This window comes from Rhodoferax lacus (assembly GCF_003415675.1).
Lineage (GTDB): Bacteria > Pseudomonadota > Gammaproteobacteria > Burkholderiales > Burkholderiaceae_C > Allorhodoferax > Allorhodoferax lacus.
The window spans coordinates 1-13406 of sequence record NZ_QFZK01000019.1; the positions used below are offsets into that span (position 1 = coordinate 1).

At 62.6% G+C, this 13406-nt stretch carries 13 protein-coding genes; 11 read left to right on the plus strand and 2 right to left on the minus strand.

All coding sequences use genetic code 11. The features are described 5' to 3' along the window. Both DIC66_RS19170 and DIC66_RS19175 read left to right on the plus strand, forming a co-directional pair. Window positions 1-310: HipA N-terminal domain-containing protein (locus tag DIC66_RS19170; RefSeq protein ID WP_147321358.1), on the plus strand; the 310-nt coding region annotated here is incomplete at its 5' end. 541 nt (window positions 311-851) lie between these two features. Next, entirely contained in the window at window positions 852-1652 is an 801-nt protein-coding gene (locus tag DIC66_RS19175) for an enoyl-CoA hydratase/isomerase family protein (RefSeq protein WP_117179793.1), read from the plus strand. A gap of 18 nt (window positions 1653-1670) precedes the next feature. On the opposite strand, the gene DIC66_RS19180 is transcribed toward DIC66_RS19175, so the two are convergent. After that, window positions 1671-2207, minus strand: a complete 537-nt coding sequence (locus DIC66_RS19180; RefSeq protein ID WP_199534802.1) for a VOC family protein — start codon at window positions 2205-2207, stop codon at window positions 1671-1673. Next, complete coding sequence (locus tag DIC66_RS19185) at window positions 2200-3819, minus strand: GMC family oxidoreductase (RefSeq protein WP_117179795.1); 1620 nt, start codon at window positions 3817-3819, stop codon at window positions 2200-2202. The genes DIC66_RS19180 and DIC66_RS19185 overlap by 8 nt, the downstream gene beginning before the upstream one ends. 380 nt (window positions 3820-4199) lie before the next feature. Between DIC66_RS19185 and DIC66_RS19190 the strand changes: the two genes are divergently transcribed. The 9 genes from DIC66_RS19190 (at window position 4200) to DIC66_RS19230 (ending at window position 13404) form a co-directional block, all read left to right on the plus strand. Beyond that, a complete protein-coding gene (locus tag DIC66_RS19190; protein ID WP_117179796.1) occupies window positions 4200-5381 on the plus strand; it encodes a porin in 1182 nt (393 codons plus the stop codon). 423 nt (window positions 5382-5804) lie between these two features. Further along, window positions 5805-6701: a branched-chain amino acid ABC transporter permease gene (locus DIC66_RS19195; protein ID WP_117179797.1), complete on the plus strand. Its 897-nt coding sequence runs from the start codon at window positions 5805-5807 to the stop codon at window positions 6699-6701. Continuing rightward, window positions 6701-7597, plus strand: a complete 897-nt coding sequence (locus tag DIC66_RS19200) for a branched-chain amino acid ABC transporter permease (RefSeq protein ID WP_158558951.1) — start codon at window positions 6701-6703, stop codon at window positions 7595-7597. Before DIC66_RS19195 ends, DIC66_RS19200 begins: the two co-directional genes overlap by 1 nt. Beyond that, on the plus strand, window positions 7584-8339 hold the full coding sequence (locus DIC66_RS19205) for an ABC transporter ATP-binding protein (protein WP_117179799.1): 756 nt from the start codon (window positions 7584-7586) through the stop codon (window positions 8337-8339). Before DIC66_RS19200 ends, DIC66_RS19205 begins: the two co-directional genes overlap by 14 nt. A 3-nt stretch (window positions 8340-8342) precedes the next feature. Beyond that, complete coding sequence (locus DIC66_RS19210) at window positions 8343-9065, plus strand: ABC transporter ATP-binding protein (RefSeq protein WP_117179800.1); 723 nt, start codon at window positions 8343-8345, stop codon at window positions 9063-9065. A gap of 66 nt (window positions 9066-9131) precedes the next feature. Beyond that, on the plus strand, window positions 9132-10310 hold the full coding sequence (locus DIC66_RS19215) for an ABC transporter substrate-binding protein (RefSeq protein WP_117179801.1): 1179 nt from the start codon (window positions 9132-9134) through the stop codon (window positions 10308-10310). 105 nt (window positions 10311-10415) lie between these two features. After that, on the plus strand, window positions 10416-11600 hold the full coding sequence (locus DIC66_RS19220) for an acyl-CoA dehydrogenase family protein (RefSeq protein WP_117179802.1): 1185 nt from the start codon (window positions 10416-10418) through the stop codon (window positions 11598-11600). Then, entirely contained in the window at window positions 11597-12379 is a 783-nt protein-coding gene (locus tag DIC66_RS19225; RefSeq protein ID WP_117179803.1) for an SDR family NAD(P)-dependent oxidoreductase, read from the plus strand. Before DIC66_RS19220 ends, DIC66_RS19225 begins: the two co-directional genes overlap by 4 nt. Further along, window positions 12376-13404, plus strand: coding sequence for a phosphotransferase family protein (locus DIC66_RS19230; RefSeq protein WP_117179804.1), 1029 nt, complete (start codon window positions 12376-12378; stop codon window positions 13402-13404). Before DIC66_RS19225 ends, DIC66_RS19230 begins: the two co-directional genes overlap by 4 nt. The last annotated feature ends 2 nt before the right edge of the window (window positions 13405-13406 follow it).

The window sequence follows — 13406 nt, forward strand, 5'->3', positions numbered from 1 at the left end:
CAGTCTATCCATCTGGAGCAATGGCGCCAGAGTAGGAGAGTGGACCATTCCCGCGCGCGGTGACATGCAGTTGCAATACGACAAGGCTTGGGTGCAATCCAGGCTTGGCCGGCCGTTATCGCTCTCATTGCCGTTCAACCTGGAGAACCAACCCCACAAAGGCGAAAAAGTCCTCAATTACTTTGACAACCTGTTGCCCGACAGTGAAGCTAGCTCATCTAGAGGAGGGAAGACGTATCGGCAAACGAGGGATTCAGTGCAAGTTCTCTGGTACATGGAAAAGCGGTCAACTCTAGGGGCCATGCAATGACGGCATTGACGTACATACCGCCAGCAGAAGTCTTGAATGTGAATGACGGCTCCTGGTCGACTGCTCCATTTGGCGAGCCCAATTGGTCGTCCATAAACCAGTCGTAAAAATCAGCGTACCCGACTGCCGACGTTGCCGGCACCGGCATCGTGCCCATTGCGGACAGACAGGGCCGTGAGGTAGGCAGCTCTTAGGTAGCGTTTGCCGAATTTCAAATAATCGCCCTCTCCAATGGTCGCCGCTGTATTGCAGTCATTGCTAGGCTCCACGGGGCATCTCCGAAGCGGCAATAGAGTTTGATGCTGAATTGTCGATTAATTGCGGCCGTATCATCGATTGCCGCACCCTGATAGGTCGGGGACCGACCAATAACTGCCAGAAACAGTTCTCCCAAAGCTGACTTCAAATTCTCAGTACCAGTGTGACATGGGTAATGTGAGTACTGTACCGCTGGCCGCATTTGCAACCAGTTTGGCCGCCTTATCGCCTTAAGCGAGCTTAGGCTTGTCGTTTTACAAATGACCGGAGCCTACCTGTGCCCATGATCCAGAAATCCACAATCAGTGGCGTGCTGACAATCACACTCAACCAACCCGAGCGCCGCAACGCCTTCAATGACGAAGTCATTGCCGAACTCACACGCGCCTTTGAAGAGGCCGACGTGGCGCCCGACGTGCGGGTGGTGGTGCTGGCCGCCCGGGGTCGCGCGTTTTGCGCAGGTGCCGACTTGAACTGGATGCGCAAGATGGCGGACTATAGCCACGCGGAGAACCGGGTCGACGCAGCCGCACTGGCCCGCATGCTGCACTCCCTGTATGGCTGCTCCAAGCCGACCATTGCAAAAATCCAGGGTGATGTGTATGCCGGTGGCGTGGGCCTGGTGGCCGCCTGCGACATGGCGGTGGCGGTGGAGGGCGCCAGGTTCTGCCTGAGTGAAGTCAAGCTGGGCCTGATTCCGGCCACCATCAGCCCTTATGTGATACGCGCCATGGGCGCGCGCCATGCGCATCGCTACTTTCTGACAGCCGAGGTATTTGATGCCAGCGAGGCGCTGCGCATGGGCTTTGTGCATGCGGTGACCAGCCCTGACGCACTTGACGCCCGGGTGCAGCAGATGGCCGAGGCCCTGTTGCAGTGCGGCCCCCAGGCCACGGTGGCCTGCAAGCGCTTGCTGCAGGAAGTGGCGCACAAGAATATCGACGGCCCCCTGATCTCCTACACGGTGGAACAGATTGCCGCGATCCGCGCCAGTGCCGAAGGCCGCGAAGGCGTGGCCTCGTTCCTGGAGCGGCGCCCTCCCGCCTGGCTGGACGCGTCCAAAGGTGCTGTCCCCGCGGCCTAGGCCGGACAGCGCGCGGCCCTAATTGCCAAAAGGATGGGCGCGCCCGCATTGCAGATCGCAGGCCTTGCCCTGTGGATAGCTCACCAGCTCGCACTGCATGCCCCAGGGTGTCAGAAAATAGACCCAGGTCTGGCCGACACTGGGCCCAAGCTGGCTGGCTTTGGGCTCACCCAGCACCCGCACACCCCGGGCCCGCAGATAGGCTGTCGCTGCGTGGCAGTCATCCACATAGAAGGCCAGATGGTGGCCTCCGATATCGGTGTTGCGTGGCTGGGGCTGCTGGTCGGGCGCCTGGTACGCGAACAGCTCGATGCTGGCGCCATTTGGGCAGCGCAGAAAGCGCACGCCGTGCAGCACCGCGCGCGGATGCACGTTCAGGTTCTCGGCCATCCATGCGTCGTCGCGCTGCAGAGAACCCAAAGCGTAGCTCGGGTGACAGCCCAGTACTTCGCAAAAAAAGTCCTCCGCCTGCTGCAGGTCGGGCACGGTGAAACCGGCATGGTCGAGCCCCCGCAGGCCCGGCATGCCGTGGGGCGTGCGCGTGAACTTATCCACGGGCATCCTCCAGCAGCAGGTCGGCAGCGCGCCAACCCAGGGCCATGGCCGGGCCATTGGTGTTGCCGCTGACAAGGGCGGGCATGACCGCGCAGTCCGCCACCCGCAGCCCGTGTACACCGCGCACCCGCAGACGGGCATCCACCACAGCGTGCGCGTCCGAGCCCATGCGGCAACTGGCCACCGCGTGCAGACCGCAGCGCGACAGGCGGCCAAACACCTCCAGCAAGTCCTGGTCGCTCTGGCAGCCGGGGCCGGGCATCAGCTCTTCGCCTACGTGCGCGGCAATGGCCGCCTGGTGCATATACCGGCGCATGTACTTCAGCATAGCCACTGCAGACTCCTGGTCCTGCGTGCTACTCAACCAGTTGGGCGTGATGTCCGGTGGTTCGGCCGGGTCGGCAGAACGCAGGCGCAGCGAACCCTCGCTGACTAGCTGCAGCAGCTGGCCATAGATCGTGACGCCAGGCTGCGAATCGATAGCTACCCAGCGGGCCTGGTTGTCGTTGCCCGCGGCCATGCTGAAGGCACTCAAATACAGCTGCGCGTCCGGGCGCGCGAGGCGCGGGTCGGTGCGCACATAGGCGCCCACTTCGAACGGCCCCGCGGCCAGTGGGCCGCCACGGGTGGCCAGGTAGTTCAGTGCGCTGCCCACCAGCCCCCAGCCTCTGAGGCGGTGGTTCAGTCCCCGTGCGCCCAGCAGCCGGTAGGGGATGGAGAAGCTCAGGTGCTCGCGCATGCGCGCGCCCACATCGCGGCTGTCTGCCAGCACCGGCAGCCCCATGGCCTGCAGGTGCTCACCCGGCCCAATGCCTGAGAGCAGCAGGATCTTGGGTGACATGATCGCCCCGGCGCTGAGAATCACCTCGCCCTCGCAGTGGAAGTTCCGGGTTTGTCCTGCCACCCGCGCGGCTACGCCGACGGCGCGTGAGCCTTGGAACAGCACGCGCTCCACCAGCGCATGGGTCACGACACGCAGGTTGGGCCTGTGCATGGCGGGTTGCAAAAAGGCGGCAGCGGAGCTGACGCGCCGCCCCTTGTGGATGGTGTAGGGGAAATAGCCCACGCCCTCCTGCTCCTCGTCGTTCAGGTCTTCTTTGCGCGGCAGGCCCATTTGCTGGCCGGCGGCAATCAGCGCCTCGGCCAGCGGGTAGCGCAGCTTGCCCACGCCGATGTGCACCGGTCCGCTGCTGCCCCGAAAGCTGTTGCCGCCCAGCTCATGGTCCTCAATGGCCATGAAGGCGGCCTTCATGGCCGCCCAGTCCCAGCCGGTGGCACCCAGTTCAGCCCAATGGTTGTAGTCCTGTGGGTGGCCGCGCGAATAAATCATGCCGTTGATGGACGAGGAGCCGCCCAGCATCTTGCCCCGCGCCCAGACCTCAGGCTGTGGGCGTCCCAGCCCCGGGCTGGGGTTTACCGGGAAATGCCAGGCGTGCTGCGGGTCCGGAATCAGGCGCCCGAAGCCTTTGGGGATCTTCACCAAGGGGCTGTTGCCACTGCCGCCGGCTTCCAGCAGCAGCACGCGGCAGCGCGGGTTTGCACTGAGCCGGTTGGCCAGTACGCAACCGGCGGAGCCGGCACCTACGACGATGTAGTCGTATCGCTCTTCCATACGAAGTATCCATTAAAGAAAATTTGTTTCCAATTTGGAATAGATGAGTCTTCAAATGATACGGATCGATGGAGGCCCGATGCTTCGGGTTATCCCGCATCTGGAACAACAAACGTTGTGATTTTTATGAAACAGCATAGCTAATAAGGCTAAAAACTAGGGAATACCCGAAAACATTTTCTCTTTGCAAGACATATATTCTTTATGCGAACAAAATATTCGCATATGGTAACAAGATATCCATATAGGAAACTTAAGGAAGCGTCGCTACAGCAGATGAACAGGTATGACAAAAGGTTCGCAAAGCAAATCAACGGCCGTACGGTACATCCAAACGGCCATCCCAGCACACCAGTCGTGATCAATTACAGGAGACAACTATGAAACTATCCCTTATCGCCGTGGCCATTGCCGCTCTGACCACATCGGCCTTTGCGCAAAGCACGGACACCGTGGCTGCGCCCACCAACACGATTTATGGCACCCTGGACGTGAACTTCAGCACGGCCAACACCGGCAACGGCAGCCACCAGCAGTTCGGCTCGGGCGGCTACTCCTCTTCGGCACTGGGCTTCAAGGGTGACCGAGATCTGGGCGATGGCCTCAAGGCCGTGTACAACATTGAAGCCGGCATCCTGGTTGACAACGGCGTGGTGGGCAACACCAGCACCGGCTCCGCCGGTATCAACAATGACCAGGGCTCCTCCGGCGGCCAGTTGGGCACCGGTTCGCAATTCTTCTCGCGCCAGGCCTTTGCGGGCCTGAGCAGCAGCAGCGCGGGTACCTTCACCATCGGCCGCCAATATGCCGGTTCCTACATTGCTGTGGCTGGTTACGGCAACTCGCTGGGTGCTGGCCTGTACGGTGGCGGCGCCACCTTGCTGGGTTTGAATGGCATGCCCACCCGCATGAACAACTCGCTGGTTTACCTGTCGCCCAAGTTCAATGGCTTCCAAGCCAATCTGTCCTACACCGCCGGTGCCGAGAACAATATTGACATGCCCACAGCCAGCGGCACTGCCACCGCCACGGCAACGAGTGGTTCCGGATATGACATGGCGTTTTACTACAACGTTCCCAAGTTGAACGCCGTCGTATCCACATGGAATGTGGCTACGGCCAGCTATGCCGCTGGTGAAACCGACTTGGCCCAAAAGACCGGTTGGCAATTGGCTGCCAACTACGACTTCGGCGTGGCCAAACTGTATGCATCGGCCTCGGGCGCCAAGATCAATGGTGGCAACTACGAAAACGTGACCAAGACCCTGTCCGAGTCTCTGGGCTACAGCATCAGCGCCATGGTTCCCGTGGGCGCGAACCGCTTCTATGTCAGCTACTCCGCCCTGGATGACAAGTCCCTGAATGACAAGGATGCCAGCCTGATCGGCTTGGCATGGGCCCGCAACCTGGATGCCAAAACCGTTATATACGCCGGCTACGGCAACATGCAGAACAACAGCCGCGCCAGCTACAACCTGACCGACGGTGGCGGCCTGGTCGGCAAGGCCGTGGTGGGCTACAGCCCCGTGGCCCTGATGGCCGGCCTGAACCTGAGCTTCTAAACGGCACTTGCTCACGGAAAGAGGCCTGGCAGGGGCCTCTCCAAACTCTGCCTCCAAGGTTTACAGGGTGCCCCTCAAAACGGGCGCCCTTTTTTTAGAAAACCACTTGTATCGCGCTGTCACCTTGGTTGCAGTTATCGGGAAAACCCGCATAGAAAAAGCTGTCCCATTGCTTAATATCTGACAATGAATTACTTATGCAAACATATAGTCTCCATATGCGACATGATGTTTCTACAGTGGAAATTGCAAGCGCAGCAGAGTTTGTAGATGGTATTTCAATCATGTTGCATCCCAATTTATACAGGAGTTCCAGTGCCCCGACCTCATTCATCTCCGGCCATGTCCGTTGCGCCACAAGGTCAGACCGCTATGTCCGGGCTTGCCACCTGAGCGCCTGAACCAAACATCCATAAGACTTCCATGTTTGCTCAACAAGTACTGAACGGATTGATCTCGGGCGCAGTCTACGCACTGTTTGCCCTGGGCTTCAACCTGATCTTCGGTGTGCAAAAGGTACTCAACCTTGCACACGGCGCCATCTTCATGACGGGCGCCTTTGTTTCCTACTATGCCGTCGTGGCCGGCATGCCGCTCTGGCTGGCCCTGTTACTTGCCATGGCCGTCTGTGCGCTGCTGTCCGTGCTGCTGGACCGATTCGGCTTCCAGTTGCTGCGCAAATACAGTGCCGCGGATGCGGAGTTTGGCGCCCTGGTCATTTCCATCGGCGTGGGCCAGGTGCTGACCAGCATTGCCCAAAAGGTGTCGGAGACCAAGGTGCTCAGCTTTCCCTTTGGTACCTTCCCGGTGGAGTTCTACCGGGGCTTGGGACTGCGCATTTCGCTTTTGCAAGTAACCGTTGCGGTGCTGGTGGCGGTGCTGGTGCTGTGCCTGGCGTACTTCCTGCAAAAGACGACCTTTGGCCGCCAGGTGCGGGCCGTGGCCATCAACCCCCGTGCTTCGGCGCTGCTGGGAATCAACAGCCGCTCGGTCTTCATGCTGACCTTCGGCATTGCCGGGGCCCTGGCAGCCGTGGCCGGTGTGCTGATTGCGCTGTCGTTCAACTCCATCCAGTTCCTGATGGGCGAGCCCTACATGCTCAAGGCCTTCGTGGTGGTGGTGCTGGGTGGCCTGGGCAACCTGGGCGGCGCGGTGCTGGCAAGTTTGCTGCTGGGTGTGGCCCAAGCGATGGCGGCAGCCTACCTGCCGCCGGGACTGAGCGACATCCTGGTCTATGCAACCCTGTTCGTGGTCTTGATCTTCAAGCCCAATGGTCTGTTTGGTGGTGCCGTGGCACCAGCTGGAGTGGGGCGTCAATGATGGAATTCTTCTCTGCCAACCAGTCGGTCTTTGACTTCTTTCTGCTGACGCTGGGCTTCTCTTACAGCCAGCAGGTGGTGTTGCGAAGCGGCGTCTTCTCGCTGGCCTCGGCTGCCTTTGCCGCCTTGGGCTCGTATGGCTGCGCCTACCTGGTGATGCGCGCGGGCCTGCCGGTGCTGCCTGGCCTTCTGCTAGGTGCCCTGATAGGTGCTGCAGCGGGCTACCTGACGTCCATTCCGCTGGCGCGGCTGCGCGGCGTCTACCAGGCCATTGCCACTCTGGCGCTGGTAGAGGTGACCGTGGCCGTAGCGCTCTATGCTGAGCCCATCACCGGGGGCGCCGTGGGCTTTAACGGCATTCCCAAACTGGTGGGCACCCAGGAGCTGTTGCTGGCGATCTTTGTAGTGGGCTATGTGCTGTACGCCATGGGCCACTCCCGCATTGGCCGTGGGTTTGACGCACTGCGCCAGGATGAGTTTGTGGCCGCCAGCCTGGGCGTCTCCTCACGCCGTCAGCACACGCTGGCCTTCATTGCCAGTGGCCTGATTGGCGGCCTGTTCGGCGCGCTGCAAAGCATGTACTCCTACAGCATCGAGCCGCACCAGTTCGGTTTTGGCTTCATGGTCAGCACGCTGGCCGCCATCGTGCTGGGCGGGCGCCGGACACTGTTGGGGCCGGTGGTGGGCTCGGCCATCGTCATCCTGCTGCCCGAAATCGCCCGGCCACTGGCCGAGTACCGGCAAATCGTGGTGGGCGCCGTGCTGGTCATCGTGGTGATCTACACGCCCCAGGGTCTGGCAGACACCTTCATAGCTTGGCTCAGCCACCGCAAGAACGATATGAAGGCCACCACGGCTTCAGCAGACACGACAGGGGGCCGCCATGGCAACGCTTGAACTCAAGGGTGTACGCCGCAACTTCGGCGGCGTCAAGGCGGTGGACGGCGTCAGCCTGCAGGTGCGCTCGGGCACGGTTACAGGCTTGATCGGCCCCAACGGCTCGGGCAAGAGCACGGTGGTGAATCTGATAGCCGGTGTGCTCAAACTCACCAGCGGTGAAATCAGCCTGGACGGCAGCAACATCTCCACGGAGCCGGCCGACAGCGTGGCGCGCCGCGGTGTGGCGCGCACCTTCCAAAACATCCGCCTGCTGCCCGAAGCCAGTGTGCTGGACAACGTGGTCATCGGCTTCTACCGGCTGGAAAAGGCCTCTCTGATGGCCAGCTTGCTGGGCTTGCCGTCGTCGCGCAAAGAGTCGCGCGAACTGCGTGAGCGCGGCCGCGCCCTGCTGGCCCAGTTCGACATGTCGGCCTATGAAAACGTGGCCGCCGGTGGCCTGGCCTATGGCTACCAACGCCGCGTGGAAATGATGCGCGCCGTGGCAAGCAGCCCCGAGATACTGCTGCTCGACGAACCAGTGGCCGGGATGAACGACGTCGAGGCCCGAGCACTCGGCAAGATCTTTGCCCGACTGGCCGAGCAGGGCATGGGCGTGCTGGTGATTGAACACAACACGCGCTTCGTGTCCGAGCTATGCCAGGAAGTGCATGTGCTCGACGGTGGCCGCCTGATCGCGCACGGCAGCGCCCAGGAGGTGATGCGCGACCCGGCCGTCATCGCAGCCTACCTCGGGAACTGAACCATGATTGAAATCAAACAGCTCAAGTCCGGCTACCGCGGCATCCAGGCTCTCAAGGGCGTGGACCTGACGGTGCGAGAAGGCGAAATGGTCGCCATCATCGGCGCCAACGGCGCCGGCAAGTCCACCTTGCTCAACACCCTGAGCGGTGTGGTGCGCGCCCAGTCCGGCAGCATCGTGTTTGACGGCACCGAAGTCAGCCGCATGCCTGCGCACACCATCTCCCGGCTCGGCCTGCTGCATGTGCCGGAGGGTCGGCAGGTGCTGGCGGACATGACCATCCGCGAGAACCTGATGCTCGGTGCCCTGGCGCGCAGCCGCCGTGCAGCCCTGTACGACATAGACAAGGTGGTCTCCATGTTCCCCATTCTGGGCGAACGCATGGACCAGATGGCCGGCACCCTGTCCGGCGGCCAGCAACAAATGATGGTGATCGGCCGCGCGCTCATGGGCACGCCCCGTGTGCTGCTGCTCGACGAGCCCAGCCTGGGCCTGTCGCCCCTGATCACCCACCAAGTGTTTGAGGCCCTGGCCACGCTGCACCAAGAGGGCCTGACGATTGTGATCGTCGAGCAAAACGCCAACCGCGCGCTGGCCGCCACCGAGCGCGCCTATGTGATGGAGCGCGGGCTGATTGCCCAGCATGGCAACAGTTCGGACCTGCTCAATGACCCGGCCATCATTGAGCACTATCTGGGTTCTGCAGAGTCGGCGGTGATCGACTAGGAACCGGGCTGCCCTCCAAGGCAGCGGCCAGGGGTTTTGGATTTGAAATTAACACCAGGAGACAACATGACCAACACAACATTGAACAGCAAATTCAACGGGCTAGCCCGCTCACTGCACAAGCGCGGCCTGCGCCGTGCAGTCTTCGGCGCCACCCTGCTCGCAGCCAGCCTCTGCAGCCACGCAACGGAATACAGCGTGGTGGTGCTGCAGTCGCTGACCGGCGGCGCCTCCTTTATTGGCGCACCGTACCGCGATGGCGCACAGCTTGCGGCCGATGAAATCAACCGCAAACAGGAACTCGGTGCAGGCAACACACTCAAGATAACCGTCGCTGACGATGCGACCGACCGCAACCAGTCGCTGTCCCTGCTCAAGCGCTATGCCGCGGATCCCAGCGTTCATCTGATCCTCGGCCCCACCAGCGGCGCAGTCGCTGTGGCGGCTGCCGCTGCGGCCAATGACCTGAAGATGCCCATCGTCACCACCTCCAATTCCATGGATGTGCTCAAGGCCGGCCCCTGGTCCTACATCCTGACGCAACCCGGCGAAATCACCCTGCCGTTCATTGCCAACTACACCGTCGACAAACTCAAGGCCAAGAGCTGCACCGTCATCGGCATCATGGACGTGGAAATCTACGTCCAGATGCAAAAGGTCTTCGAGAACACGGTGAAATCCCGCGGCACCAAGATCAACTCGGTGGAAGCCATCAAGGGCACCGACTCGGACTTCAGCGCGCTGGCCACCAAGGTCGCCGGTGGCGACCAGGACTGCGTCTTCATCTCGGCTACCGCATCCCAGGCTGCCAACATCATCATCCAGCTGCGCCAGGCCGGGCTGGACCCCAAGACCCGCATCGTGGGTCACAACGCGCTGTCTTCGCCGGCCTTTGTGGAGCGCGGTGGCAAGGCGGTGGAAGATGTCTTCTTCATAGGCGACTGGGTGCCAGGCGGCTTTGATGACAACAGCCGTGCCTTTGCCGGCGCCTACAAGGCCAAGTACAACACCGAGGCCGACAACTGGGCAGCCGTGGGCTACAGCGCTGTGCGCGTGGCACTGCAAGCCCTCAAGACCGCAGGCCACAACCCCAGCCGTGACGCCATCCGTGTGGCCCTGTCCAAGACCAAGGACGTGCCCGTGGTCGTGGGCCAAAGCAAGTATTCCGTCAACGCAGACCGCGTGCCCTTCTCCGGCATGAGCGTCATGGTGGTGAAAAACGGCAAGTTTGTGCTTGCGCCTTAAGCCCCACACGGCACGGGTTTCAAAACCCTGGACTGCACAGGCAGCAGGGTTCCCGGCGGGCGGCCATCCGCCCCTTTTTTTCGCCTTGTCACCTGGTGTACCGCAATGGACTTTTCCTATTCAGACGACACAGAGTCACTGCGTGCGCACGTGCGCAGCTTTATTCGCGAGCAGATCATTCCGTACGAGCGTGACGCCCGGCAAACGCCGCACGGCCCCACCGATGCCTTGCGCCAGGAGCTGGTGGCCAAAGCCCGCGCTGCGGGCCTGCTGACGCCGCATGCCTCGGTGGACATGGGCGGCATGGGCCTGACGCATGTGCAAAAAGCCGTGGTCTTTGAAGAGGCCGGTTACTCGTGCCTGGGACCCACCGCACTCAACATCCACGCGCCCGACGAGGGCAACATCCACCTGATGGAGGCAGTGGCCAGCACGGCCCACAAGCAGCGCTGGTTGCGCCCGCAGGTGCAGGGCCACATCCGCTCCTGCTTTGCCATGACCGAGCCCGCACCCGGCGCTGGTGCGGACCCGTCCATGCTGCGGACCACGGCCGTCAAGGACGGTGACGACTACGTGATCCATGGCACCAAATGGTTCATCACCGGTGCCGAGGGCGCCAGCTACGCCATCATCATGGCGCGCATGGAAGACGGCACCGCCACCATGTTCCTGAGCGATATGGACGCGCCCGGCATTCGCATCGAACGCCAGATGCATGCCATGGACAGCTGCTTTGCCGGTGGCCACTGCGTAGTGACGTTCGACGGCCTGCGTGTTCCCTCTGCCAACGTGCTGGGTGAGGTCGGCAAGGGATTCCGCTATGCGCAGGTGCGGCTGGCACCGGCCCGCCTGACGCACTGCATGCGCTGGCTGGGCCAGGCGCGCCGGGCGCACGATTGCGCCGTGGCATACGCCATGGAGCGGCAAGCCTTTGGCAAGCCCCTGCTGGAACACGAAGGTGTGGGCTTCAAACTGGCAGACAACGACATGGACCTGCACACCGCGCAGCTGCACATCCTGCACACCGCCTGGCTGCTCGACCGTGGCGACAGCTGCAATTTCGAGTCCAGCCGCGCCAAGGTGATCTGCTCCGAGGCCAGCTGGCGCGTGGTGGACCGCTGTGTGCAAGTGCTGGGCGGGCGCGGCGTCACCGACGAAAGCGTGGTGATGCGCATCTTCCAGGACATGCGGGCTTTTCAAATCTACGACGGCCCCAGCGAAGTGCACCGCTGGAGCATGGCGCGCAAGATCGGCCAGGCGCACACCCGCGCGCAGCAGGTGTCGGCATGACGCTCAGTAGTGCGGCACTGGGCCCCTTTGGTCTGCACGGCAAGCTGGCGCTGGTCACCGGCGCCACCAGCGGCCTGGGGCAGCACTTTGCCGGCGTGCTGGCGCAGGCCGGTGCGCGCGTGGTGCTGGCCGCGCGCCGCCTGGACCGGCTCGCCGACCTGGCGCAGACCCTGAACGCCAGCGGCCATACGGCCTATGCCGTGGAGATGGATGTGAGTGACGACTGCAGCGTGGTCCGTGCCTTTGACCGCATCGCCGAATGGGGTGTGGCAGACATCGTGGTCAACAACGCCGGCGTCACGATCACCAAACCGGCGCTGCAGCAAACCGTGGCCGACTTCGACAGCGTGATGGACACCAACCTGCGCGGTGCCTGGCTGGTGGCAACCGAGGCCGCGCGCCGCCTGGTGCAGGGCGCCCAGGGCGGCTGCATCGTGAATGTGGCCTCCATCCTGGCCGAGCGGGTCGCCGGTGGCGTGGCGCCCTACGCCGTGTCCAAGGCCGGTGTGCTGCAGCTGACCAAGGCGCTGGCGCTGGAGCTGGCGCGCAACGGCATCCGCGTCAACGCCTTGCTGCCTGGCTATATCGCCACCGACCTCAACAAGGAATTCCTCGGCAGCGAAGCCGGGGACAAACTCCGCGCCAGAATTCCCAGCCGCCGTTTCGGCGCGCTGAGTGACCTGGACGGCCCGCTGCTGCTGCTGGCGTCCGATGCCGGCGCGGCCATGTCCGGCGCGGCACTGGCCGTCGACGGCGCCCATCTGGTGAGCTCCCTATGATTAAAAGCCTGGCCCTTCCGGCCCTTCAAAGCTATCTGCAACAACAGGGTCTGTGCGGCCCGGGAGCGGTGTCTGTGACCCGCCTGACCGGCGGCCAGAGCAACCCGACCTACCGAGTCAGTTGCGGCGCAGAGCAATTCATCCTGCGCATGAAGCCGTCCGGAGAATTGCTGCCGTCGGCCCATGCCATTGACCGTGAATACCGCGTCATGAAGGCGCTGCAAGACACGCCTGTGCCTGTGCCACGCATGCTGGCCTACTGCGAAGACAGCAGCGTGCTGGGTGCGGCCTTCTATGTCATGCAGTTTCTGGACGGGCGCGTGCTGCTGGACCAAACCCTGCCCGGCATGGCGCCCGCTGAGCGTGGCGCCATCTATGCCGAGATGAACCGGGTGCTGGCGGCCCTGCATGGCGTGGACTACAAGGCAGTGGGCCTGGAGAGTTTTGGCAAGCCAGGCAATTATTTTGGCCGCCAGATCCAGCGCTGGTCGCGGCAAATGGCCGAGTCCACACTGCCCATCAGCAACTCCATGCGCCAGCTGATGGAGTGGCTGCCCCAACATATTCCAGAAGGCGAAGAATCGTCCATCGTGCATGGCGACTTCCGCCTGGACAACCTGATCTTCCACCCCACCCAGGCCCGCGTGATCGGCGTGATTGACTGGGAGCTGTCCACGCTGGGTCACCCGCTGGCCGACCTGTCCTACCAGTGCATGGCTTGGCATATTCCGCCCTCCCTGTGGCGCGGCATTGGCGGCGAGGACCTGGCAGCGCTCGGCCTGCCCAGCGAAGCAGACTATGTGCGGCAATACGCCCGCGCTACCGGTCGCGATGCGATTGCGCATTGGGACTTCTACATGGCCTACAACCTGTTCCGCATGGCGGGCATCCTGCACGGCATCGCCCAGCGTGCCCATGCCGGCAATGCCGCTGCACCCGATGCAGTAGCTGTGGGCGCCAAGGCGGGGCCCTTGGCCGACACGGGCTGGCAGTGCGCCCAGCGCTATGCCGCAGCAAGCGCCTGAGC

Coding starts and splice junctions, on each gene's coding strand:
- DIC66_RS19175 (WP_117179793.1), top strand. CDS start 852: ATGATCCAGAAATCCACAATCAGTGGCGTGCTGACAATCACACTCAAC.
- DIC66_RS19185 (WP_117179795.1), bottom strand. CDS start 3,819: ATGGAAGAGCGATACGACTACATCGTCGTAGGTGCCGGCTCCGCCGGT.
- DIC66_RS19190 (WP_117179796.1), top strand. CDS start 4,200: ATGAAACTATCCCTTATCGCCGTGGCCATTGCCGCTCTGACCACATCG.
- DIC66_RS19195 (WP_117179797.1), top strand. CDS start 5,805: ATGTTTGCTCAACAAGTACTGAACGGATTGATCTCGGGCGCAGTCTAC.
- DIC66_RS19200 (WP_158558951.1), top strand. CDS start 6,701: ATGGAATTCTTCTCTGCCAACCAGTCGGTCTTTGACTTCTTTCTGCTG.
- DIC66_RS19205 (WP_117179799.1), top strand. CDS start 7,584: ATGGCAACGCTTGAACTCAAGGGTGTACGCCGCAACTTCGGCGGCGTC.
- DIC66_RS19210 (WP_117179800.1), top strand. CDS start 8,343: ATGATTGAAATCAAACAGCTCAAGTCCGGCTACCGCGGCATCCAGGCT.
- DIC66_RS19215 (WP_117179801.1), top strand. CDS start 9,132: ATGACCAACACAACATTGAACAGCAAATTCAACGGGCTAGCCCGCTCA.
- DIC66_RS19220 (WP_117179802.1), top strand. CDS start 10,416: ATGGACTTTTCCTATTCAGACGACACAGAGTCACTGCGTGCGCACGTG.
- DIC66_RS19225 (WP_117179803.1), top strand. CDS start 11,597: ATGACGCTCAGTAGTGCGGCACTGGGCCCCTTTGGTCTGCACGGCAAG.
- DIC66_RS19230 (WP_117179804.1), top strand. CDS start 12,376: ATGATTAAAAGCCTGGCCCTTCCGGCCCTTCAAAGCTATCTGCAACAA.